The sequence below is a fragment of the Aquisalimonas lutea genome, from assembly GCF_030409225.1.
GTDB classification, from domain to species: Bacteria; Pseudomonadota; Gammaproteobacteria; order Nitrococcales; family Aquisalimonadaceae; genus Aquisalimonas; species Aquisalimonas lutea.
In genome coordinates, this window is record NZ_JAUFPK010000001.1 from 1,423,071 (window position 1) to 1,445,996 (window position 22,926).

17 protein-coding genes are annotated in these 22,926 nt (G+C 68.2%); 9 read left to right on the plus strand and 8 right to left on the minus strand.

Annotation, left to right across the window (positions count from 1 at the left end; translation table 11 throughout):
* Positions 1-554: 554 nt before the first annotated feature.
* On the plus strand, positions 555-2,672 hold the full coding sequence (locus QWY84_RS06665; protein ID WP_290201711.1) for a putative bifunctional diguanylate cyclase/phosphodiesterase: 2,118 nt from the start codon (positions 555-557) through the stop codon (positions 2,670-2,672).
* Positions 2,673-2,675: 3 nt separating this feature from the next.
* Here the strand turns inward: QWY84_RS06665 and QWY84_RS06670 are convergent, their stop codons facing one another.
* The 4 genes from QWY84_RS06670 to QWY84_RS06685 form a co-directional block, all read right to left on the minus strand.
* Positions 2,676-4,175 (minus strand): GGDEF domain-containing protein, encoded by a 1,500-nt coding sequence (locus QWY84_RS06670; RefSeq protein WP_290201713.1) that lies wholly within the window; start codon positions 4,173-4,175, stop codon positions 2,676-2,678.
* 189 nt (positions 4,176-4,364) lie between these two features.
* Positions 4,365-4,946, minus strand: a complete 582-nt coding sequence (locus tag QWY84_RS06675; RefSeq protein ID WP_290201715.1) for an acyloxyacyl hydrolase — start codon at positions 4,944-4,946, stop codon at positions 4,365-4,367.
* A 69-nt stretch (positions 4,947-5,015) separates the two neighbouring features.
* Positions 5,016-5,600: a YgjV family protein gene (locus QWY84_RS06680; protein ID WP_290201717.1), complete on the minus strand. Its 585-nt coding sequence runs from the start codon at positions 5,598-5,600 to the stop codon at positions 5,016-5,018.
* Positions 5,601-5,701: 101 nt separating this feature from the next.
* Positions 5,702-6,559 (minus strand): carbohydrate ABC transporter permease, encoded by an 858-nt coding sequence (locus QWY84_RS06685; protein ID WP_290201718.1) that lies wholly within the window; start codon positions 6,557-6,559, stop codon positions 5,702-5,704.
* A gap of 112 nt (positions 6,560-6,671) precedes the next feature.
* On the opposite strand from QWY84_RS06685, the gene QWY84_RS06690 reads away from it, so the two are divergent.
* Positions 6,672-7,787, plus strand: coding sequence for an RNA-guided endonuclease InsQ/TnpB family protein (locus QWY84_RS06690; protein ID WP_290201721.1), 1,116 nt, complete (start codon positions 6,672-6,674; stop codon positions 7,785-7,787).
* Positions 7,788-7,829: 42 nt separating this feature from the next.
* Here QWY84_RS06690 and QWY84_RS06695 read toward each other — a convergent pair whose 3' ends face one another.
* From QWY84_RS06695 to QWY84_RS06710, 4 genes are all read right to left on the minus strand, one after another.
* Entirely contained in the window at positions 7,830-8,714 is an 885-nt protein-coding gene (locus QWY84_RS06695; RefSeq protein WP_290201724.1) for a carbohydrate ABC transporter permease, read from the minus strand.
* A 65-nt stretch (positions 8,715-8,779) separates the two neighbouring features.
* Positions 8,780-10,063, minus strand: a complete 1,284-nt coding sequence (locus QWY84_RS06700) for an ABC transporter substrate-binding protein (protein WP_290201726.1) — start codon at positions 10,061-10,063, stop codon at positions 8,780-8,782.
* A gap of 29 nt (positions 10,064-10,092) precedes the next feature.
* Positions 10,093-11,232, minus strand: a complete 1,140-nt coding sequence (locus tag QWY84_RS06705; protein WP_290201728.1) for an ABC transporter ATP-binding protein — start codon at positions 11,230-11,232, stop codon at positions 10,093-10,095.
* A complete protein-coding gene (locus tag QWY84_RS06710) occupies positions 11,225-12,028 on the minus strand; it encodes a DeoR/GlpR family DNA-binding transcription regulator (protein ID WP_290201730.1) in 804 nt (267 codons plus the stop codon). Before QWY84_RS06710 ends, QWY84_RS06705 begins: the two co-directional genes overlap by 8 nt.
* 168 nt (positions 12,029-12,196) lie before the next feature.
* Here QWY84_RS06710 and QWY84_RS06715 point away from each other — a divergent pair, with 168 nt between their 5' ends.
* From QWY84_RS06715 to QWY84_RS06745, 7 genes are all read left to right on the plus strand, one after another.
* Complete coding sequence (locus QWY84_RS06715; protein ID WP_290201731.1) at positions 12,197-13,039, plus strand: HAD family hydrolase; 843 nt, start codon at positions 12,197-12,199, stop codon at positions 13,037-13,039.
* A gap of 276 nt (positions 13,040-13,315) precedes the next feature.
* Positions 13,316-13,711 (plus strand): PilZ domain-containing protein, encoded by a 396-nt coding sequence (locus QWY84_RS06720; protein ID WP_290202691.1) that lies wholly within the window; start codon positions 13,316-13,318, stop codon positions 13,709-13,711.
* A gap of 97 nt (positions 13,712-13,808) precedes the next feature.
* Positions 13,809-14,537 (plus strand): alanyl-tRNA editing protein, encoded by a 729-nt coding sequence (locus tag QWY84_RS06725; protein ID WP_290201732.1) that lies wholly within the window; start codon positions 13,809-13,811, stop codon positions 14,535-14,537.
* A gap of 39 nt (positions 14,538-14,576) precedes the next feature.
* The gene (locus tag QWY84_RS06730; protein WP_290201733.1) at positions 14,577-15,086 is read left to right on the plus strand and encodes a DUF4442 domain-containing protein; all 510 of its coding nucleotides are present in this window, start codon (positions 14,577-14,579) and stop codon (positions 15,084-15,086) included.
* 63 nt (positions 15,087-15,149) lie between these two features.
* Positions 15,150-17,309 carry a putative bifunctional diguanylate cyclase/phosphodiesterase gene (locus QWY84_RS06735; protein ID WP_290201735.1) on the plus strand — a complete coding sequence of 720 codons (2,160 nt, stop codon included), beginning with the start codon at positions 15,150-15,152 and terminating at the stop codon, positions 17,307-17,309.
* A gap of 234 nt (positions 17,310-17,543) precedes the next feature.
* A complete protein-coding gene (gene putP, locus QWY84_RS06740) occupies positions 17,544-19,001 on the plus strand; it encodes a sodium/proline symporter PutP (RefSeq protein ID WP_290201737.1) in 1,458 nt (485 codons plus the stop codon).
* Between the two features lie 180 nt (positions 19,002-19,181).
* Positions 19,182-22,895, plus strand: coding sequence for a sensor domain-containing protein (locus tag QWY84_RS06745; protein WP_290201739.1), 3,714 nt, complete (start codon positions 19,182-19,184; stop codon positions 22,893-22,895).
* The last annotated feature ends 31 nt before the right edge of the window (positions 22,896-22,926 follow it).

The window sequence follows — 22,926 nt, forward strand, 5'->3', positions numbered from 1 at the left end:
GTGTCGCCCCAGTAGGCCGCTGCACCCTAACCCCTGAATTGAGCATCGCCCCGGAATCCTGCAGTCTGCTGGCGCAACGGGGCCGGTAGGGAGTTGCCGGTGATGAGCTGTAGCGTTGCCGCGGCAGCATCGCACCACGTGACCGAGGGGACGGTTCCTCAAAGTCTCTCGCTCGAAGAGGTGGCAGTGGGCTTCTGGTTCAATTCGTCGGTAACCATTAGAACCCACTTGAGTCGTCACAAGTACAGGACACCGAAACCCGTGGGTGCTTGATATGACGGGTTCGCGTGAATATGCCACCGCCATGCCCCCGATGCCTTGTCAGCGATGAGTCCGGTCCAGGCGTGTCCAGGATCTTTAGCTCGAAGATGGGGTATGGGCCACACAATGGATGTGCCCAGTTTCGTATTGTGTCGGCGCAACGTCCTTCGGACGCGTCGCACCTCGCGCTTCGGCGCAAACAAGGCGTCACGGACTTGGGAGCCGCCGGCGTTCGGATCCCCGTACCGCGGCTCAAACCGTCCCACGCATTCGCGAACTTCGGTACCTGACCTATGGACTTCTGGCGCTTCCAGACAGCGGATCCATCTCTGGCCGGGCCCCTGCAAGGGGTGTACGACCCGCTGCTGGTCACGCTGTCCGTCATGATCGCCTGCTTCTCCGGGCTGACCGCGCTGATGATGGTCGACCGCATGATCAGCGCCGAGGCCACGGCCGCGAGAAGGCGCTGGCATTGGGCGGGCGCCCTGACCTTGGGCCTGGGTATCTGGTCGATGCATTTCACCGGCATGCTGGCGTTCTCCGTGGAGGGCCAGCCGCACCCGTCCTATGCACTCTCCTGGACCCTCGCCTCCGTGCTGCCCGCGATCCTGGGCAGCGGTGCGGCCCTCCATGTCATGGCGCAGGACCATCTGACACGGCGCCGCCTGCATCTGGGTGCGCACCTGATGGCCGCCGGGATCGGCACCATGCACTACACCGGCATGGAAGCCATGGGCATGGACGGGCTGCGCTACGACGCGACCCTGTTCGTCCTGTCCCTGGTCGTGGCCTATCTCCTGGCCCTGGTCGCCCTGTACCTGAACTTCCGCGTGCGCAGCGTGCTGAGCTTCCCCGGCTACGGGCTGCGGGTGGCGGCAGGCATTGTCATGGGCTTCGCCGTTGCCGGCATGCACTACACCGCGATGGCCGCCGCCCGGTTCCATGCCGGGCCGGACCTCGGCGGCGACGGCGCGCTGTTCTCCGAGGCGGCCATGGCGGCGACAATCAGCGGGTTCGCCGGCTTCGTTCTCACGCTCGGCGTGCTGGCGACGTGGATCGACCGGCAGAGAGCCAATCAGCAGTTCCTGGAGCACCTCGTGACCACGGATGCGCTCACGGGGCTGCCCAATACCGCCTTCTTCCGCCAGCGCCTGGACGAGGCCCTGGCCGACAGCCGCCGCGGTGGCGAGCCCCTTGCGGTGCTGTTCATGGACCTGAACGACTTCAAGACCATCAATGACAGCCTCGGCCACACGGTGGGCGACCGCGTGCTCCGGCAGCTCGCCGACCGGCTCGCGGGCTCGCTGCGACCGGACGACACCCTTGCCCGCTTCGGCGGCGACGAGTTCGTGGTCCTGGCGCGCCGCCTCGACAGGCCCGCGGCGGCGGAGGCGATTGCGCACCGGTTCCTGCGCGCCCTGGAGCAGCCCATCGCGATCGACCATCAGGAGTTTCATCTGGACGCCAGCATCGGAATCAGCATGTATCCGGATGACGGCGACAACGCCGAGGAGCTGATCCAGCAGGCGGATGCGGCCATGTACTACGCCAAGAACCACGCCCTGGGCTACCGGTGCTTCGACCCGTCGCTCACGGAGCAGGCGATGCAGACCATGCGGCTGGGCAACGATCTGCGGGGCGCGATCAAGCACGATCAGCTTTTCCTCGAGTACCAGCCCTGGGTGGATCTTGGCACCGGTGCCTGGCTGGGCCTGGAAGCACTCACGCGCTGGAGCCACCCGCGCGAGGGCCTCATTTCCCCCGGCGTGTTCGTGCCGCTGGCCGAGCGTACCGGCGTGATCTTCCAGCTCGGCGAGTGGGCCATCCGGGAGGCGTGTGTCCAGGGACGGATCTGGCTCGACGCCGGCGTGGCCTTCGGCCGCATCGCCGTCAATGTCGCCGCGCCGCAGGTCGCCGAGGAGAGCTTCGCCGACACGGTGGCGGCGATCCTCGACGATACCGGGCTGCCCGGTGCCTGCCTGGAGCTCGAGATTACCGAGTCGTCGCTCATGGACAACGATCTGCCCACGCTCGAGCGACTGCGCCGCCTGCGCAGGCTCGGGGTGAGCCTGTCGGTGGACGACTTCGGCACGGGGTTCTCCTCGTTGCGCTACCTGAAGGATCTCCCGGTGGACAAGCTGAAGATCGACAAGGCGTTCATTGCGTCGATGCTCACGGACCCGAGCGACCAGGCCATCATCCAGGCGGTGACCGAGATGGGCTCGCGGCTCGGCTACGTGGTGGTCGCGGAGGGCGTCGAGGGCGAGGCGCAGCGCAATGCCCTGGTGGGCCTGGGGTGCCCGGTGGGGCAGGGATACCTGTTCGGTCGGCCGGCCGGGGTCGCGGACGTCGAGCGCTTGTTTCCCGCCCTGGCCGGGCGGCAGAAGCCGGTCGCCGGTTCGTCCGCGTAGCCCTCAGGCCCGGAAGAATTCCACCCGGTTGCGCCCCCGCTCCTTGGCGTCATAGAGGGCGCGGTCCGCCTCCCGGACCAGGCTCGACGGGTTGCCGTGGCGGACGTTGTCGGTGTCGTAGACGGTGACGCCGACGGACGCGGTGACCTGGAGTGAGACCCCCTCGTCCGTCCTGTAGACCTGCGTCTCCACGGCCGCCCGCAGGCGCTCCATGACGTGCCGGGCATCGCTGCGCCGTGTCGCCGGCAGGAGGATTACGAACTCCTCGCCGCCGTAGCGGCCGACCAGGTCGCCCTCCCGGAGATTGGTCTCGAGAACCTGGGCCGTGTGGATGAGGACCTGGTCGCCGACGAGATGGCCGTGGACGTCGTTGATGGCCTTGAAGTAGTCGAGGTCGAGGAAGCCGACGGCCAACGGCCAGCCGTTCTCCTCGGCGAGGCCGAACTCGGCCTCGAGCCGCTGGTCGAGATGCCAGCGGTTGCTGATCCCGGTGAGCCCGTCGCGCTGGGCGGTGTCGCGCCACTGCCGGGAACGGTTCTCGATCTCCGCGGTCTGGTGGTGCTGCGCGGCGACTTCCCTGATGAGCTCAAGGTTCCGGGTAGTCAGCACCTCCCGGGCCTGATCGACAATGCCGGCGGCGCGGGAGGCGGAGACGATCTCGGTTTCGTAGAGCTGGGCCACCTCCGGCAGCTCGCCGGAGACCGCTTCCAGTACAGCCTGTAGCTGGTCACGGCCGAGCCCGAGGCGCGGGCTCGCCTGCGCGGCAAGAGCCTCGGTGGCGGCGGCGTTGTCCGGGCTCAGGAACAGCTCGGCGATGCTGCCGGCGACGGCGACGCATTCCGCGTACAGGCTCTGATTGTCGCTCGCGACCAGGCCCAGGTCGTGGCTGCCCTGGGTGGCGAGCACGAGGTAATGGGGCAGTTGCCACTGCGCCATCAACCAGGCGCCGGCAGCGCTGTGGTCGCAGCCGAAGGCCGCGATCTCCCGCTGGACGAGGCTGTCGTGGTCCGGGTCGTCGTCGGCGATCGCCGCGTAGCGCTCCGGCAGGGCCGCGTGCAGGGCGAGAACGCCGATGTCCTGGAGCAGGCCGGCCAGGAAGAGCTCCTCGTCATCCGTGCGCCCGAGGGCGCGTCCGAGCTGCCGGCACGCCACACCCGTGGTGAGGGCGCGGCGCCAGACGTAATCGGTGAGGTGGGCCGCCCCTGTGGTCATGCGCAGGGTATCGGCCAGGGAGAAGCTCAGCGCCAGGGTGATGGTGGCATTGAAGCCGAGCACGGACACGGCCTGGTGCAGGTTGTCGGCGGAGCGCCTCCTGGCGTACAGCGGCGAGTTGCTCACGCGCAGGATGCGGCTTGCCAGCGCCGGATCGCGGCTGATGATGCGCGTGAGATGCGCCGGGTCGGCCTCCGGGTCGCGGGCGATCTCGACGACCTGCACGGCCACGCTGGACAGCGACGGCAAGGTCGGGCAGTACGTCAGTGCATCACGGACCTCGGGGGTCATCAGTTGCGCCCTTGCAGAGATCGATTCGCGGTAAGCCGCCGCCAACGGTCTGCGCGGAGACACGCAGCAGCGTTGATCGGCGGCAGCCCGAAACGCCACAAAGAATGCAGCAATCTCTGTACAAGTTCCAGAGCGGATGCCGGGGGATTTGCCGTCGTGTGACCCATGCACATGCGGCGCCCATTGACACTAGAAGCCGGCCCGCAACTCGATCATCTGCAGGTCGTAGCCCTTGTTGTCCGAGTGCAGGCCGGCGTTGGATGTGTGCTCAATGCGGTAACCGATGCTGAGCCACCTGCTCAGGTCCAGCCGCACCGTGACGTGCGAGGTGAACTGGAAGTGGATGCCGAAGGCATGGTCCGGCAGGTGCTTCTCCGAGATATACGTCGGCCCCGTGCCCACGCCGAACCGCACGGGCGATTGCGGATGCGTGAACCAGCCGCCGAGGGTGACCCCGGCCGTATTCATGGACTCGCCCCGGCGCCGGACGTGCGACGCGTGCAGCTCGGTGTAGCCGGTCAGGCGCCACGCGCCGCCGGGTTCCGCCGTGAACGGGACGAATTCGGGTCGCCAGAAGATACCGCCGGCATCCAGGCTGTACTCGCGCAGGCCGATACCCCCGCGGACGCCGATCTCGCCGGCGTGAGCGGTAGTGCCCGCGGCGATGCACAGCGCCAGGGTACCGGCAACAATGGCATGAACGCGGCCGTGGCGGAGCCGGGTGATGATGCGCAGGGCCTGCCGGGAAGGATGATTGTTGTACTTGGCCATGGGGCGGATCGGGTTGTGGATGTTGACGGAATTCTATTCCGGACAGACGAGTCCGTCCAGTTTGTCCGATCACGTCTCATGGGCGCAATCGGCACGCCCGGGGCCGGGGGGCGCGGCCAGGCGGCCGCCGGCGACCGGCGCCGGGGCGCGCCGCTCCCAGGCCATGCGGGCGATGGTGACCAGGTTCGTCGCGAGAACCAGCGCCTCGGCGATGGTGCCGCCGATGGAGCCGATCAGGAGGTTGTTCAGAGTCCAGGCCAGGGCGGCCCCTGCGAGGAGGATCCGCATGGCAATGCCCCGCAGGAGAAACATGCCCACGGTTCCCAGGACCGACGCGGTCAGCGGGAACACGTCCAGCGGCCCCTGCCAGGTCAGGTACGCCACCCCGCCACTGGCTGCCAGGAACGCCAGCATGGTGGGCACACTGCCCTTGAGCCGCTGAACCAGCAGGATGCGGACGACGATCAGGGACGTCAGGCCGGCGGCGACCCAGCTGCCGAACAGCGCGAAGTGCAGGGCGAACGCCACGTTCGCGGAGATCAGCAGCGCCAGCAGGCGCTCGTCCCGCTTGCTGGCGAACGCCAGAATGCAGATCGCCAGCGCGACCAGGCTCAGGGCCTGTCCTGCGATCAGGCGCCAGCCGAGCTCTTCCATGGATCAACTCCCCGACGGCGAGCGAAGCCGTGCGAACAACGGAACGCAGATTGTACCTTACGAGTCCTTGCGCCCGCTGCCGCATCGCCGCGCGGGCGCTGTCAGCGCAGCCCGGCGCGCAGGAACGACTGCACGAACTGCCGCTGGAACAGCAGGAACGCGACCAGCAGCGGGCCGATGCTGAGCAGCGTGGCGGCGCTGATGGTGGCCCAGTTGACGCCCGTCTCCGGTGCCGAGAAGATCGCCAGGCCCACGGTGAGGGGGCGTGTCTCCACGGAGTTGGTGACGATCAGCGGCCAAAGGAAGTTGTTCCAGTGGTGGCTCACCGACACCAGCCCGTAGGCGAGATAGGTGGGCCGGGCCAGGGGGACGTAGACCCTGAGCAGCACGGCCATCCAGCCGCAGCCCTCGATGCGCGCGGCGTCCTCCAGCTCCCGCGGTATGGTCTTGAACGTCTGCCGCAGCAGGAAGATCCCGAACGCGCTGGCGACGTAGGGCAGGCCGATGCCGGTGATGGAGTCCACCAGGCCCAGGTCGCTGGCGATGTGGTAGTTCTCGACGATGAGGACCTCGGGGAAGACGAACAGCTGGATGAGCACCAGCACGAACAGCACGTCGCGGCCGGGAACGGGGAACCGCGCGAAGGCGAATCCCGCCAGGGTGCACACTACGATCTGGCCGGCGAGAATGCCGCTGACCATGAGGAAGGTGTTCAGGTAGTAGCGCGCAAAGGGGGCCTGGCTCCACGCCTCGGTGAAGTTGCCCAGCGTCAGCGGTGCCGTCGGATCGAACTGGGCGACGTACTCCGCCGGGTGGAACGCCGCCCAGAAGGCGTACAGCAGCGGCAGGATCCAGACGGCCGCGAGTACCCAGGCGGCGACCGTCTCCAGGCGGACCCCGGGGAGGCTCCGGATGACGGGGGAGGGCCGGCGGATGGGAACGGCTTCGGGCGTGCTCATAGCTCCTCCGCAAGGAAACTCCCGACTTTAGTCGGGAGAGGAATTGCGGGCTTGCAACGCAAGCCTGCTTTTGTAGCATGGAGCGGATCAATCGCTTCCAAGGCATTGATGTATGCAGCGCACGATCGCGATCAAACTCGACACCACGCCGGAGCAAGCCGAGGCGCTCACGGCGCTCGCCGTCGAGTTCGCTCGTGCCTGCAATAGCGCGGCTGCGTTGGCGGCCGAGAACCGCTGCACCAACCGTGTTCGACTCCACCACCTCGCTTACTACCCGGTGCGCGAGCAAACGCGGCTCGGCGCGCAGATGGTCTGCAACGCAATGCGAGCGGTCGCCGGTGCCTACAAGACCCTGAAAGCGAACAAGCGCCTGCCCGCCGACGGTGCTTTCCCGCCGGTGGTCTTCGGTGACCGGGGTGCGGTGCATTTCGATAAACGCACCTACAGCATCCAGGGCGACACGCTGTCGCTCTACACCCTCGACGGCCGTATCCGGGTCCCGATGGCCCCGGGCGGCTTTCAACGGGAATACCTCGAGCGCGGTGTCCCGCGGGAAGCCAAACTCGTCCAGAAGAACAAGGGATGGTTCTTCAACCTGGTTCTCGACGTCCCGCCCGGGGCAAGCCGCGAAGGCGGCGTCCTCGGCGTCGATCTCGGCGAGAACAATATCGCTGCTACCAGCACCGGGAAGGTGTTCGGTGGCGGCAAGCTCCGCTACGATCGGGATCGATTCCTTGCCCTTCGTCGGCGACTTCAACGCAACGGCTCCGAGTCCGCGAAACAGCGGCTCCGTGAAGCCTCCGGCCGCGAACGTCGCCACGTGACCCACGTCAACCACGAAGTCAGCAAGGCGATCATCACCGAGGCGATCGAAAGCGGTGCCGGCACCATCGTCCTCGAGCGGCTCACCCACATCCGCAAGCGGGTCAAGGCGGGCAAGCGCGTTCGCACCCGGCTGCACCGCTGGCCGTGGGCGCAACTCCAGGCGATGATCGCCGACAAGGTCGAAGCAGCGGGTCTCCGAGTGGTCTACGTCAACCCGGCGTACTCCAGCCAGACCTGCGCGGCCTGCGGCCAGATCGCGAGTCGCAACAAGAACACCCTGCGTTGCACGTGTGGAAACCGGGCGCACGCGGACGTCAATGCGGCGTCGAACCTTGCCTGGTTGCCGGAGACCGCCGTCTTCGGCAGGGGCGTCGTAAGCCGTCCCGATGTGGCAGTCGCTTAGGCTGACCATAACAAAAAGCCTCTGATTTCAATCAGGGGTTGTTTACTGGTAGTGGGTCCTGCGATCCAGCACGGTGAACTGCAGCGTCGCGACGACGGCCAGGACGATGAGAATCATGACCGTGATCGCCGCGGCGTAGGAGCGGTCGAAGAACGAGAACGCCGTCTCGTAGACGTGGTAGAGCAGCAGGTTCGTGGCGTTGTTCGGCCCGCCCTTGGTGAGGATGAACAGGTGGTCGACCACGCGCACGGCGTTGATCAGCGCGTTGACCAGCACGAACAGCGTCGTGGGCATGAGCAGCGGAAAGGTCACGCGCCAGAAGTGGCTCCAGCGGCCGGTGCCCTCCAGGTCGGACGCCTCGCGCAGCTCCGGCGGGATGCTCTGCAGCGCCGCCAGGTAGAAGATCATGAAGAAGCCGGCCTCCTTCCAGACGGTCATGACGATGACGCTCACCATGGCCACGGACTCGTCGCCCAGCCAGTTCGGCCCAGCGATGCCGAACAGCCCCAGGACATGATTGAACAGGCCGATTTCCGGGGCATAGAAGAACAGCCAGATGTTGGCCGCGGCGATCATGGGCAGGATGGTGGGCGTGAAGTAGGCCATGCGCACCAGCCCGCGCCCCGGCAGCCGGGCGTTGACCAGCAGCGCCATGCCCAGGGCGATGGCGATGGACGCCGGCACGGTCACCAGGGCGTAGACCAGGTTGTTGCGTGCGACCTTCCAGAACACCGGGTCATCCGCCAGCAGGGCGTAGTTCTCCAACCCCGCGAACTCCGCCGGCTGCCCCTGCACGCCGGGGAGGAACAGGCTCCGGAGCACGGTCAGCACCGTGGGCAGGTACGCGAACGTCACCAGCAGCACGGCGGCCGGCAGCAGGAGCAGCGCCCCGTAGATCTGCATGCGGCGGTGGTCGGACAGCGCCATGGCGGTCGAACCCGTGGCTGATGGGGCGGCGGCGCGGGGCCGGCATGCGCCGGCCCCCGCGGGCGTCACTGGTACCGGCGCAGGGCGCGTTCCGCCCGTTGCTGGGCCCTGTCGAGCGCTTCCTGCGGCGTCATCTCCCCGTTCAGGGCGGCCTGCACGGCGTTGTTCAGCGCCTGGCGCACGCGCCCGCCCTGGTACGTGGACAGCTCCGCCGTGGCGTGCTCGAGCTGATCCCGGGCCACCGCCGCCGGCGGGAAGGAGCCGACGTAGTCCTGCAGTGCCTCGGTCTCGTAGGCGGCCGGGCTCACGCCCATGTAGCCGGTCTCGATGGACCAGGCCGCCGCGCGTTGCGGCGCGGTCATCCACTGCACGAAGGTCAGGGCCGCCTCGCGCTGGGCCTCGGTGGTGTCCTTGAAGATGTAGAAGTTGCCGCCGCCGGTGGGGCTGCCGCGCTGGACCTTCGCCGGCAGCATGGCCACGCCGAAGTCGAAATCGGCCTGGTTGCGCACGGCGGTGAGGTTGCCGGTGCTGTGCCACATCATGGCGGTCTGCTCTTCCAGGAAGTTCTGCCGCAGGGTGCCCCACTCCAGCACGCCCGCGGGCATGGCGTCGTGCTCGCCGGCCAGGTCCACCCAGTACTGCAGCGCCTCCACGGCCGCGGGGTCGTCGAACGAGGTCTCCGTGCCGTTGCCGTTCATCAGGCGGTGACCGTTCTGGTAGGCAAAGGCCTGGAACATCCAGTACGGGTACCCGGTGGACGGCACCATGACGCCCCACTGCTCGCCGTCGCTGGCCTCGCGGATGGTGCTGCCCATCGCGGCCATCTCGCTCCAGGTGGCGGGCGGCTGCTCCGGGTCGAGCCCGGCCTCGCGGAAGGCGTCCTTGTTCCAGTAGAGCACGATGGTGGAGCGCTGGAAGGGGATGCCGTAGGTCCGGCCGTCGGTGCGGCCGTTCTCCATGAGCGCCGGGTAGAAGCTGTCCAGCCACTCGCGGTCGGCCTGGGTCTCGACGACCTGGTCGAAGGGCACGATAACGTCCTGCTCGATGAGCTCGTAGAGATCGATGGAGAACATCACGGACAGGGCCGGGGCATCGCCGGCCTGCACGGCGGACAGCGCGCGGACCCGGGTATCGTCGTAGTTGCCGGCGTAGATGGCCTCCACGTCGATGTCCGGGTGCTGCGCCTCGAAGTCCGCCACGAGGCCGTCCACCACCTCGGTCAGCGGCCCGCCCACGGCCACCGGGTAGTACATGGTCAGTTGCACCGGCTCCTGCGTCGCCGCCGGCGCGGACAGGCACAGTGCGGCGAGGCCGAGGGCGCCCGTGAGGCATTGCTTGCGTATGGTCATGGTGTGGCTCCTTGTGGCTCGGATCGGGTTCACTGGGTGCTGGTCGCCACGGCCGGGGTGTCGCCGGCCGTCGCGGGTGCCTTCTCGCCCGGGCCGTACACGGCCGCGTCGTCGCGGCGGCGGCCGGTGCCGGTGTCGAACAGGTGCGCGGCCTCGTGCGGCCAGTGGATGCGGCAGTGCCGCTCGGCCGGGCCCGGGCGGTGGCCGGTCAGCCGCGAGCGCAGCGTCTGCTCGCCCACCCGGAGCCGGACGATGGTGTCGGCGCCCAGGTACTCCTCGTCGACGATCTCCGCCGGGATGCCGGCGCTGTCGGCGCCGGCGATGCCTACGTCCTCGGGGCGGACGCCGAGAAGGCAGCCGGCCAGGCCGGCCGGCGCCACCGGTGTGCCGGGGGCGCCGGGGAGGTGGCTGGCGCCGCCGTCGTCGGCCAGCTCCAGGAGGTTCATGGGCGGGCTGCCGACGAAGGTGGCGGCGAAGGCGGTGCGCGGACGGCTGTAGAGGGCATCCGGCGTGTCGTCCTGCACGATCGTTCCCCGGTCCATGAGGACGACGCGGTCGCCCATGCTCATGGCCTCGACCTGGTCATGGGTCACGTAGACCACGGTCATGCCGAGGCGGCGCTGCAGCTCGCGGATCTCGCGGCGCATCTCCGCGCGCAGCCGCGCGTCCAGGTTGGACAGCGGCTCGTCCATCAGGCAGATGGGGTGCTCGGCGATGACCGCGCGGGCCAGGGCCACGCGCTGGCGCTGGCCGCCGGAGAGCTGGGCGGGCTTGCGCTGCAGGAGCTCTTCCAGGCCCACCAGGCGGGCCACGTGATTCAGGCGCCGGCGCCGCTGTGCCTTGGGGACGCGGCGGCTGCGCAGCCCGAAGACGATGTTGTCGGCCACGGTGAGGTGCGGGAACAGGGCGTACGACTGGAACACCATGGACAGCCCGCGCCGGCCCGGCGGCTGCCGCGTGACGTCGGTGCCGTTGATGCGCAGGCGTCCGGCGTCCGGCGGCTCCAGGCCGGCGATCATCCGCAGGGTGGTGGACTTGCCGCAGCCCGAGGGCCCCAGCAGGATCACGAACTCGCCCTGGCGGACGGACAGCGATGCATCGGCGACGGCCGTGGTATCGCCCCAGGCCTTGCGCAGGCCTTCCAGGTGGATCGCCGGCGGTTCAGCCATGAGCCCTGTCCTCCCCGCATGCGTGCGGCTCCGGCGCCAGGCTGTCGGCAACCGACACGGCCACCCCGGCGGCGTCGAGCGTTCGCTGCAGCGCCGCCGGCAGCGCACGGTCGGTGACCACGCGGTCGACCTCGGTAATGTGGCCGCCGCGGGCGGGCGCCCGGCGCCCGTGCTTGGTGTGGTCGGCAACCAGGATCCGGCAGCGGGCGTTGTCGGCCATGGCCCGGCGGGCGCGGACCTCGTCGCCGTCGAAGTCCAGCAGCGTGCCGTCGGGGTCGATGCCGCCGACGCCGACGATGGCGAAATCCACGCGATAGGTGGCGTAGAGCTCCGCTGCGGCCGGCGTGATCAGGTCCCGGTGGCGGTTGCGCACCTTGCCGCCGGGCAGGATCACCGAGCAGTCATTGCTGCCGGCGAACGCCTCCGCCACGCCCAGGTTGTTGGTGACCACCAGCAGGTCGTGGTGGCTGCACAGGGCCTGGGCGACCTGCTGCGGTGTCGTGCCGATGCCCAGGAACAGCGACGCACCGTCCGGGACGAGCCGAGCCACGGTCCCGGCGATACGGTGCTTTTCCGGCAGGCGCAGGATGCGGCGGCGCTCATAATCCAGGTTGCCGGAGAACTGCATCAGCCCCACGCCGCCGTGGTGGCGCCGGAGCAGGCCGCTGTCGCACAGCGCCCGCACGTCCCGCCGGACGGTCTGGGCGCTCACCCCGAAGCGCTCGGCGAGCACCTCGATGCGGGTGAACCCGGCGCGTCGCACGAGGTCCAGGATCTGTTCCTGCCGGTTGTCCACCGTCTTGCTCCTGTCGTCTCGATCACCGAACGTGTTGAAACGAACACTACGAAGACGATGTTTCGTTTTCCTGACCCGTGCGTGACGTTCATGTGAAAGCCCCGCTTCGCCGCCGCATCCGTCGTACAATCCCGGCGCTCGTCCGGCAGAAGTAGGGGGGTGAAGCCCGTGCCGTCACAACAGGACCCGCGTCCCGCTCCGATGCGGGCGGAGCCGCAGCCGCTGGCGGCGTGTCCGCCGGCGGTGCTCGCCCACAAGGACATCCTCCTCACGGACGTGGACGACACGCTTACGTGCCGCGGGCGCCTGGCGGCGTCGACCCTGGCCGCCATGGAGGCGCTGGCCGGCGCCGGCATCGCGGTGATTCCGGTAACGGGAGGATGCTCGGGCTGGGCCGATCACATGGCCCGTGCCTGGCCGGTGGCGGCCGTCATCGCGGAAGGCGGCGCCGTGGCCCTGCGCCGGGCCGGCGGCGGGCTGGAACGGCTGTACTGGGCGCCGCGGGAGACACTGGCCCGCAACCAGGCGCAGGTGCTGGCCGTGGCCGGGGAGCTGCAGCAGGCCTACGGCATCGTCCCGGCGGGGGACCAGGACTTCCGCATCGCCGACGTGGCCCTGGATCATGCCCAGGACGTCGGCCCGCTGCCCGCGGCGGACGTGCAGGCAGTGATCGCCGCCCTGCAGGAACGCGGCATCCGCGCCCGTGCCAGCTCCATTCATGTCAACGCCTGGATCGGCGACTTCGACAAGGAGGCCATGGCGCGGCGCTGCCTGGCGCGCTGGTTCGGCGTCGACGGCCAGGCCCGGCACCGGCGTGTGCTGTTCATCGGCGATGCGCCCAATGACGAGGCCCTATTCGCGGCGTTGCCGGACACGGTGGCCGTGGCCAATATCGCGCCCCACCTGCTGGGCCTGCACGCCCGGCCTCGTTGGATTACAGCGGCATCCCACGGTGAAGGGTTCGAGGAACTCGCGTCGACCTTGCTTGAAGCGCGTCGTCCGGGACGTTGACAAGCGCTCCGAGGGCGCCCCGGGGGTGCCGGAATTTTTTACACGCGTTTGTCGCAACATTTTTGAATCCGTTCATGGCGCCGGGCGGTGGATCGCGGCATGATAATTGCCTAATTTCGGTGATGCCGGATCGCACGGAGAGTGAGGAGTGAGGGAAAGCCGGTTGGATCTGATTCGCAGCCGTAACAGCGTTGTTTTGACGTGGCCAGCCATTCGTGACGACGGCTGTTTTTTGATTCCCGTTTTTTTTTGAGGAGTTCAATCTTGGAAAGGCGCTTGAACTGCCGGGTGGCAACCAATCTGCCCGTGCAAATGATCCTCGGTAGTGACCGTCGAACCAAGCTGGCGGAAGTCAGGAATCTCAGCCTTCGCGGAGCCTTGGTGAACTGTGGTCTGCGTCGCGAGCGCGTCGGGTCCACCGTTTTGCTGGTATTGCTCGACGGCGGACGCCAACTGAACGTGATCACCATCCAGGCGGAGGTGGCCAACGCCGCGGAGCACGAGTGCGGGGTCCGCTTCCAGTCCATGGACCGCAACGATTTCGCCCTGCTCCAGAACATCGTCGCGCGGCACTGCGACGAGCCCACCGCGGTGCGAAGGGAAATCCACGATGGCTACATTCCGCACATGCACGACTGGTCGGTGCCGGATACCACCATCGCCCGCCGCTGACGGCATTGTCGCGGTGACAAACCTCTGATTGACAAAGGGATTCCCGCCGCTCACCTTGGCAACGGAGTTGACGCTGACGACAGGGAGTTCCGGATCCATGGCGCCATCCATCCCGCCGGCCACGGACCGGCTGTACGAAACCGATGCCTACGCCACCGAGACCACGGCGCAGGTGCTCGACGTCACCGCGCAGGGCGTGGTGCTCGACCGCACGCTGTTCTATGCCGAGAGCGGCGGCCAGCCCGGTGACCACGGCGTGATCGAGGCGGCGGACGGCGCGCAGCTTCCGGTCTCGGACACGCAGTACCTGCCCGGGCGCATCCGCATCGCGCACACTCTTGCCTCCGGGGCGCCCCTGCAGCCGGGGGACACGGTCCGGCTGGCCGTCGACTGGGACCGGCGCTACCGGCACATGCGCATGCACACGTGCCTGCACGTGCTGTGCGGGCTGATCGACGCGCCGGTGACCGGCTGCTCCATCCACGCCGACCGCGGGCGCATCGACTTCGATCTCCCGGAGAGCCTGTTCACCGCGGATGAGCTGGAAGCCTGGCTGCAGGAAGAGATTCGCCGGGACCGGCCGGTTCGGCACTACTGGCGCACCGGTGCCGAAGTCGCTGAAGCCCTGGAGACCGTGCGTACGGTCAAGGCACCGCCGGCGACGGGCGAGCGGCTGCGGGTGGTGGAGATCGAGGATCTGGACTACCAGCCGTGCGGCGGCACCCACGTGCGCAGCACCGCCGAGCTGGAAGGCCTGCATGTAACCCGCATGCAGAAGAAGAGCCGGCACAACCGCCGGGTACTCATCAGCGACCATTCCGGGTAACGTTTCCGGGCAAGTCCGTACGAACCCGGGAAGGTCCGCATGTCATTTCTGTACCGCCATCCGGCCGTTTTCCGGCTGGCCCTGACGCTGTACCCGCCGTACCTGGGTACGGGCATCGCCGTGCGCGAGGTCAGCCGCGACTTCCAGCGGGTGGTCGTGACCATGAAGAGCCGCTTCTACAACCGCAACGCGTACGGCACGCATTTCGGCGGCAGCCTCTACAGCATGGCGGACCCCTTCTACGCCCTCATGCTGCACCACCTCCTGGGCCGGGACTACGTGGTCTGGGACCGCAGCGCGTGCATCGACTATCTCAAGCCGGGGCGCGGGACCGTCACGGCCGTTTTCCACTGGAGCGACGACCAGCTCGCCGCCGTGCGCGCGGCCACCGCGGACGGTGCCAGGTACGAGCCCGAGCGGACGCTGGACATCACGGACGCCGACGGCGATGCCGTGGCCCGCGTCTACAAGCGGTTGTATGTGCGCAGGCGTTTGCCTGACGATGTGCGCGCCAAGAAGAACGTCGAAAATGCGAATTCCACCGCATGATCATGCCTTTGACTCGTCTAAGCTTGCATGGGCCGGCCTTCCGGGTCCGGCCCAGGGGGAGAAATGCGGACAAGACGAACAAGCCCCGCAGACAACAGGACGACGCCGTCCCGGTCAGATGGCGGCCAGGCCCGGGACGACGCCTCGCAGGCGCTGCTCGAGCTGCGGGCGATCTTCGACAACGCGGCGGTGGCCATCCTCTTCTCCCGCGGCCGTTGGATTCAGCGCTGCAACCAGCGGGCCGCGGCGCTGTTCGGCTACGACGCGCCCGAGGCGCTGGCCGGCCAGCCCGCCGCGTGGATTCACAAAAGCGCAGAGACCTACGAGGAGCTGATCTCCACGGCGGCGCCGCTGTTCGCCGCCGGCGAGCCCTTTCACTCGGACTGGGAATTCCGCCAGGCGGATGGCACGGCCCTGGTGTGCAACGTCTACGGCCAGGCCGTGGATCCGGCGCACATCGACGAGGGGGCGGTGTGGGTCATCGAGGATGTCACGGATGCACGGCGCAACGAGCAGTTGCTGCGCGAGCGGCAGGCGATCCTGGATACGACCATGGAGTACATGGACCAGGGGATCAGCATCGTCGACGCCGATCTCCGGATGCTTGCCGCCAACCGTCGCTTCCAGGAGCTGCTGGAGTTTCCCGACTGGCTCTGCCAGCCGGGGACGCCGTTCTCGGAGTTCATCCGCTACAACGCCGAGCGCGGCGACTATGGCCCGGGTGACGTCGACGAGCAGGTGCGCGCCCGCGTGGAGCTCGCGGGGCGCTTCGAGCCCCACGAGTTCCAGCGCGAGCGCCCGGACGGCACGGTGCTGGAGATCCGCGGCCGCCCGGTTCCGGGCGGGGGGTTCGTGACCGTCTATACCGACGTCACCAAGCGGGCGCGCGCCGAGGAGCGCGCGCAGTACCTGGCGACCCACGACAGCCTGACCGGGCTGCCGAACCGCGACCTGTTCAACGAGCTGCTCACGCATACGCTGACGTCCGCGCGCCGCTACGGCCGGGCGTTCGCCGTGCTGTTCATCGATCTGGACCGCTTCAAGATCATCAACGACACCCTCGGGCACGAGGCCGGTGACGCGCTGGTGCGCGAGATGGCGGAGCGGTTCACGGCCTGCGTGCGCGACAGCGACGTCATCGCCCGGCTCGGCGGCGACGAGTTCATCGTGCTCATCGAGGAGGTGGACGACGAGCGGCAGGCGGCAGCGACGGCGCGCAAGCTCAATGCCGCGGCGCTGGAGCCGGTCACGATCATGGGGCGCGAGTGCCGGGTCACGGCCAGCGTCGGCATCAGCCTGTTCCCGGACGATGCGCAGGACGGGCCGTCGTTGATGCGCAACGCCGACATCGCCATGTACCAGGCCAAGGAGGACGGCAAGAACGCGTACCAGTTCTACTCCCGGGTGACCCGGAGCCGCGCGTCCGACCCCATGGCCATGGAGGCGGACCTGCGCCGGGCCATCGAGCGCGATGAGCTCTCGCTTACCTACCAGGCGAAACTCGGCCTGGCCACGGACACCATCGTCGGCGTCGAGGCCCTGGTGCGCTGGCAGCATCCCGAGCAGGGAACGCTGCAGCCGGCCCAGTTCATTCCCATCGCCGAGGAGACCGGCCTGATCCTGGGCATCGGCAAATGGGTGCTGCGCCAGGCCTGTGCCCAGCACGTCGCCTGGACCGCGGCCGGACTGCCGCCGGTGTCCGTGGCCGTGAACCTCTCACCCCGGCAGTTCCGCGACGACAATCTCCTGGACGACCTCGACGCCATTCTCCGGGAGACCGGCATGGACCCGGCGTACCTGGAGCTCGAGGTCACCGAGAGCGTGGTGATGTTCAACGTCGAGGAGGCCGTCGACAAGCTCCATGCCATCAAGCGGCGGGGCGTGCGGCTCGCCATCGACGACTTCGGCACCGGCTTCTCGTCGCTGTCGCATATCAAGCATTTCCCGGTGGATACCCTCAAGGTCGATCGCTCCTTCATCCGCGACCTGGCGGTGGACGCCGACGACCGCGCCATTACCCGGGCGATCATCGCCATGGGCGCCACTCTCGGCCTGGGCGTCGTGGCCGAGGGCGTCGAGACCCGGGAGCAGTACGACTTTCTGCGCGACTACGCCTGCGATCAGATCCAGGGGTACTACTTCAGCAAGCCGGTGGCGGAACCGGATTTCGGCGCGCTGCTCCGCGGTCATCGGCCGTGGTCGAAGCCGGGCGATTCCGCGTAGCCGGACACTGTCCGCTCCCACCCTTCGCGAACGGCCGGGAAGCGTCGTGGGGCGTCCCGTAATCCCCGAAAAAGGGGGGAACGGTAGCCGTCGATCGAAACGGTGCTACTCTTCGAGGGGGTATACGTTCCGAAAGGTTCGAACCATCGCGCTTGTTACGGCCCAGCAGGCTTCCTTTGTGGGCTGCCGGCCTGGGCATCAGGCACCTATTAAAAACGAAAAAGGAAGCCTTCCATGGAATTGCCCCTCCCGACGCTTCTGACCTTCGCCGCGTATCTGCTCCTCATGCTGGGCCTGGGCTTCTACGCCTACCGCATGACCAATGATCTCTCGGACTACGTGCTTGGTGGCCGCAGCCTCGGCCCGGGCGTGGCCGCCCTCAGTGCCGGCGCGTCCGACATGAGCGGCTGGCTTCTGCTGGGCCTGCCCGGCGCCGTCTATGCCTCCGGGCTCGGCGAGCTGTGGATCGGCGTGGGCCTGGTTGCAGGCGCCTTCCTGAACTGGGTTTTCGTGGCCGGGCGGCTGCGGCGCTATACCGCCGTGGCCAAGGACTCGTTGACCATCCCGGATTTTCTCGAGAACCGGTTCAACGACACCAGCCGCATGCTGCGGGTGATCTCCGCGATCGTGATCCTGGTGTTTTTCACCCTGTACATCTCGGCGGGCCTCGTCGGCGGGGGGCTGCTTTTCCAGAGCACCTTCGGCATGGAGTATCAGACAGCGCTGATCGTCGGCGCCATTGTCATCATCTCCTACACCTTCCTCGGTGGCTTCCTGGCGGTGAGCTGGACGGACTTCGCCCAAGGCATTCTCATGTTCCTGACGCTGCTGGTCGTGCCCATGTTCGTCGTCGTCCTGGTCGGCGGCTGGGGGCAGGCCGAGAGCGAGATCCGCGCCATGGACCCGAGCTATACCACGGTGCTGAGCGGCATGACCTTCCTGGGCATGATCTCGCTGCTGGCCTGGGGTCTCGGTTACTTCGGCCAGCCGCACATCCTGGCCCGGTTCATGGCCATGCGCTCCGAGGCCGACGTGCCGCGGGCGACGCTCATCGGCATGAGCTGGATGATCCTGGCGCTGATCGGCGCCGTGGCCACCGGCTACATGGGCATCGCGTATTTCGCCGATGCGCCCATCGACGACAGCGAGACGGTGCTCATCGAGCTCATCCGGGCGCTGTTCAACCCGTGGCTCGCGGGCATTCTCATGGCGGCGATCCTGGCGGCGATCATGAGCACCATCGACTCGCAGCTGCTGGTCTCCGCCAGCGCGCTGACCAATGACTTCTACAAGGGCATGGTGCGCCCGTCGGCCTCCGACCAGGAAATGGTCTGGATCAGCCGCGCCGCGGTGGTGGTGGTGTCGGTGATCGCGGTACTGCTGGCAATGGACCCGGAGGCCGGCGTGCTCGACCTGGTCTCCTATGCCTGGGGCGGCTTCGGTGCCGCCTTCGGGCCGGTCATCATCCTGTCGCTGTACTGGCCGCGGATGACCGGCAGCGGGGCGCTGGCGGGCATGATCGTGGGCGCTGTCACCGTGGTCGTGTGGAAGCAGCTCTCCGGCGGCCTGTTCGATGTCTACGAGATCCTGCCCGGGTTCATCTTCTGCGCCATCGCCATCGTGGCGGTCAGCCTGCTGAGCAGGGAGCCGTCCGCGGAGGTGTCCGCGCAGTACCGGGAAGCCGGCATGTAGCCGGACGTCCGGGGTGCGGGGCGGCGAATCGGCCGCGCCCGCACCCCGGTTTCTGGTGAACGCATCACGTTCTGCCACGCGGGTTGTGTATACCATCGGTCCGAACAATACTCCGTGTGGGCGTGTATTGGCGCGGAATCCGATCGCGCCAGCGGCCGCATGCGGGCGCGCGGAGGCCGAATGACCTCGGGAACGGAATACCAGTTGACCGCGTGGGACCGCTCCCTGTTCGAGCCGGCGATGGAGCAGGCTCCGGACGCCGTGATCGTCACCACCGGGGAGCTGGAACAGCCCGGCCCCACGATCGTGTACGCGAACCCCGCGTTCTGCCGCATGACCGGCTACACCCGGGACGAGCTCCTCGGCAAGACGCCGCGCATTCTCCAGGGGCCGGACACGGATACCTCCGTGCTCCGGGAGCTCCGCGCTGCCCTGGCGCGGTATGAGCCCTTCCTGGGCTCGACCGTCAATTACCGCAAGGACGGCAATCCCTACACCGTGGAGTGGAGCATCACCCCGGTCCGCGATCGCACGCGCGGGGAGGTCTATTTCGTCTCCATCCAGCGCGCCATCGACGACCGCCTGGTGCGCGAGAAGTATCTCGAGACCGTCCTTCAGGCGGCGCCGGCCGGCATCCTGCTGGTCGACGCCAAGGGGACCATCGAGATCGCCAACGGCATCGCCGAAGAGCTCTTCGGCTACGCCGACGGGGCATTGGCCGGCCGCTCCGTGGAAACGCTGGTGCCGGACCACCTGGCGGAGCGCCACGCCTGGCACCGGGCCGGCTACAGCCGTGATCCCAGGGCCCGGCAGATGGGGCGGGGGCGCGATCTGGAAGGCCAGCGCAGCGACGGTACGCGCTTCCCCCTGGAAGTCGGGCTGACGCCGGTTTCCTTCGAGGGAGCCACCAAGATCCTGGCCTCCGTGATCGACATCGGTGAGCGCAAGCGCGCCGAGCAGGCCCTGGTGTCGCGTTCGGTACAGCGGGCGGCGCTGATCGGCTTCGGCCAGGCCGCCCTGGAGGAGCAGTCCCTCGGGCTGCTGCAGCGGCAGGCGGTTCAGCTCACCTGCGAGACGTTCGGCTTCGAGGCGGCGCTGCTCGCCGAGGTGGCGTCCTCGGGCGAGGACGGGCGCGTGGCTGCCCACTGGGGGTGGGCGCATGGCGAGTTGGTTGCGGAAACGATCACGGTCCGTGAGGACGATCCGGCCGGTCGCGCGCTGGCGGCTGGTGAAGCGGCTATAGCGACGGCGGATGAGATGCGCTCATCCTGGGCGTCGGCGCTGCCTGGCACGGAGCGGTTCGGCGCCGTGGTGTGCGTGCCCGTGGTCGAGCCGACGCAGCAGTGGGGGATTCTGTACGCCTTCTGCGGGGCCGGTGCCGGCGTTGCCGACAACGACGTGCAGGCACTGACCGGCCTGGCGCAGACGCTGGCGTCGGCGACCCGCCGCGAGCGCGACTACCGGCGGCTGCAGGAAGCCGAGCATCTGCGCTCGGTGGCCGAGCGCGTGGCCCATGTCGGTGGCTGGAGCGTGGACCTGGAGACCTGGCGCATGGTCTGGTCCGACGAGGTCTGCGCCATCCACGACATGCCGCCCGGGAGCGCGGTGAACGTCGACGAGGGGATCGGCTTCTATGCGCCGGAATGGCGGGAGCGCATCCGTGAGGCCTTCACCGCCTGCGCCCGGGAGGGGACTCCGTACGACGAGGAGGTCGAGATCATTACCGCGGCCGGGCGGCGGCGGACGGTGCGCTCCATCGGCGAGGCGGTGCGCGACCGCGACGGCGTGATCCGCGAGGTCCGCGGGGCGTTCCAGGACATCACCGAGCAGCGGCAGACGGAGAAGAGCCTGCTGCAGAGCCGGCAGCAGTTCCGGCAGCTCGCCGATGCCATGCCGGGCATCGTCTGGACGGCGGAGCCGGACGGGACGCTGGACTACGCCAATCAGCGATTCGTGGAGCTCGCGGGGGTCACCCAGGACGAGCTGCCCCAGGATGGCTGGCTCCGCGCCGTCCACCCCGACGACCGGGACCGCTGCCTGGCCGCCTGGGGCCAGGCTGTCGCGGAGGGCACCGACTACGCCATCGATTTCCGTATCTACCGCCAGGCGGACGCCACCTACCGCTGGCACTATGTCAGCGCCGTGCCCATCCGCGACGAGGCCGAAGCGATCCGCAAGTGGTACGGCAGCGCCATGGACATCCATGACCGCAAGGACCTGGAGGAGGAGCTCGTCAGCCTGGCCGACCGGCTGACGCAGACCCTGGAGAGCATCACCGACGGCTTCTACACGCTGGATAGCGACTGGCGCGTGACGTACTTCAACCGGGAGGCCGAACGGCTGCTTCGCGTGTCGCGGGAGACGTTGCTCGGTGAGAACCTCTGGGAGACCTTCCCGGAGGCAGCCGGAACCGTGGTCGAAGACGAGTATCGCTATGCCATGCGCGTGCAGGTGACGCGGAGCTTCGAGTACTACTTCGTGCCGCTGGCGATGTGGTTCGAGATCCACGCGTATCCGTCCGACAACGGGCTTACCGTCTATTTCCGGGATATCACCGAGCGCAAGAGCGCCGAGGCGGAGATCGAGTTCCTGGCGTTCTATGACCCGCTCACCGGCCTGCCCAACCGGCGGCAGCTCGTGGACCGGTTGCAGCAGACCCTGGAGCGCAAGGGCCCCTCGGCCTCCCACGCGTGCGTGATCTTCATCGACCTGGATCACTTCAAGACGCTCAACGACACGCTGGGGCACAGCCGCGGGGATGATCTGCTGAAGAATGTCGCCCGGCGGCTCGAGGCGGAGTTCGGCGACACGTGCACGCTGGCCCGGATCGGCGGTGACGAGTTCGCCGTCATCGTGGACGGGCTGGGGTCTTCCGCCGAGGAGGCCACCGTCGAGGCGGAGCGGGCCGGCCAGCGGGTACTGGCGGCGCTTGACGGGCACTCCGCCGGCGAATCCGGCGGGCACCACCGCACCTGCAGCGTCGGCATCACGCTGCTGCACCCGGGACGGGACAGTACCGAGGAAGTCATGAAACGCGCCGACCTAGTCCTCTACCAGGCCAAGAACCTGGGCCGCAACATGGTCAGCGTGTTCGACCCGGCGCTCCAGGAGAGCGCCAACGCGCGGGCACTGATCGAGAGCGAGATGCCCGCCGGCATCCAGGCCGGCGAGTTCGTCCCCTACTATCAGCCGCGGATGACGGCCGACGGCCGCTGCGTGGGCGTCGAGGCCCTGGTCCGCTGGCATCATCCGCGGCGGGGCCTGGTTTCGCCGGGTGAGTTCATCCCGCTGGCCGAGGAGACCGGCCTGATCCGATCCCTGGGCGCATCGGTCCTGCGCAGCGCCTGCCGGCAGATCGCGCGCTGGGCGGACGACGGCGAGCGGGCGGGGCTGATCGTGTCCGTGAACGTCAGTGCCCGGCAATTCCACGAGCCCGGTTTCGTCGATGAAGTGCGCGCCATCATCGCGGATACCGGTGTGGATCCGGGCCGGTTGCAGCTGGAGGTGACCGAGTCACTGCTCGTGGAGGACCTGGAGCACACGGTCGGCAAGATGGACGAGCTGCGCGCGCTCGGGGTGACCTTCGCGGTGGACGACTTCGGTACCGGCTACTCGTCGCTGGCCTATCTCAAGCGGCTGCCCCTGGACGTGCTCAAGATCGACCAGAGCTTCGTGCAGGACGTGCTCACCGATGCCAGCGACGTGGCGATCGTCCAGACCATCATCGCGCTGGGCCAGAGCCTGGGCCTGGAAGTGCTCGCCGAGGGCGTGGAGACCGAAGGCGTGCGGGATTTCCTGACCCGGGAGGGCTGCCACGCATTCCAGGGCTATCTCTTCAGCCGCCCGCTGCCGGCGCATGAATTCGAAGGCTGGCTCGCCCGCCTGGACGGCTAACGCCGCTGGCAACGGTCCCCGTAAAGCCGTC

Excerpts from the sequence above, each read along its gene's own strand:
- QWY84_RS06665 (WP_290201711.1), top strand. The coding sequence starts at position 555 with ATGGACTTCTGGCGCTTCCAGACAGCGGATCCATCTCTGGCCGGGCCC.
- QWY84_RS06670 (WP_290201713.1), bottom strand. The coding sequence starts at position 4,175 with ATGACCCCCGAGGTCCGTGATGCACTGACGTACTGCCCGACCTTGCCG.
- QWY84_RS06675 (WP_290201715.1), bottom strand. The coding sequence starts at position 4,946 with ATGGCCAAGTACAACAATCATCCTTCCCGGCAGGCCCTGCGCATCATC.
- QWY84_RS06680 (WP_290201717.1), bottom strand. The coding sequence starts at position 5,600 with ATGGAAGAGCTCGGCTGGCGCCTGATCGCAGGACAGGCCCTGAGCCTG.
- QWY84_RS06685 (WP_290201718.1), bottom strand. The coding sequence starts at position 6,559 with ATGAGCACGCCCGAAGCCGTTCCCATCCGCCGGCCCTCCCCCGTCATC.
- QWY84_RS06690 (WP_290201721.1), top strand. The coding sequence starts at position 6,672 with ATGCAGCGCACGATCGCGATCAAACTCGACACCACGCCGGAGCAAGCC.
- QWY84_RS06695 (WP_290201724.1), bottom strand. The coding sequence starts at position 8,714 with ATGGCGCTGTCCGACCACCGCCGCATGCAGATCTACGGGGCGCTGCTC.
- QWY84_RS06700 (WP_290201726.1), bottom strand. The coding sequence starts at position 10,063 with ATGACCATACGCAAGCAATGCCTCACGGGCGCCCTCGGCCTCGCCGCA.
- QWY84_RS06705 (WP_290201728.1), bottom strand. The coding sequence starts at position 11,232 with ATGGCTGAACCGCCGGCGATCCACCTGGAAGGCCTGCGCAAGGCCTGG.
- QWY84_RS06725 (WP_290201732.1), top strand. The coding sequence starts at position 13,809 with ATGGCGCCATCCATCCCGCCGGCCACGGACCGGCTGTACGAAACCGAT.
- QWY84_RS06730 (WP_290201733.1), top strand. The coding sequence starts at position 14,577 with ATGTCATTTCTGTACCGCCATCCGGCCGTTTTCCGGCTGGCCCTGACG.
- QWY84_RS06735 (WP_290201735.1), top strand. The coding sequence starts at position 15,150 with ATGCGGACAAGACGAACAAGCCCCGCAGACAACAGGACGACGCCGTCC.
- putP (WP_290201737.1), top strand. The coding sequence starts at position 17,544 with ATGGAATTGCCCCTCCCGACGCTTCTGACCTTCGCCGCGTATCTGCTC.
- QWY84_RS06745 (WP_290201739.1), top strand. The coding sequence starts at position 19,182 with ATGACCTCGGGAACGGAATACCAGTTGACCGCGTGGGACCGCTCCCTG.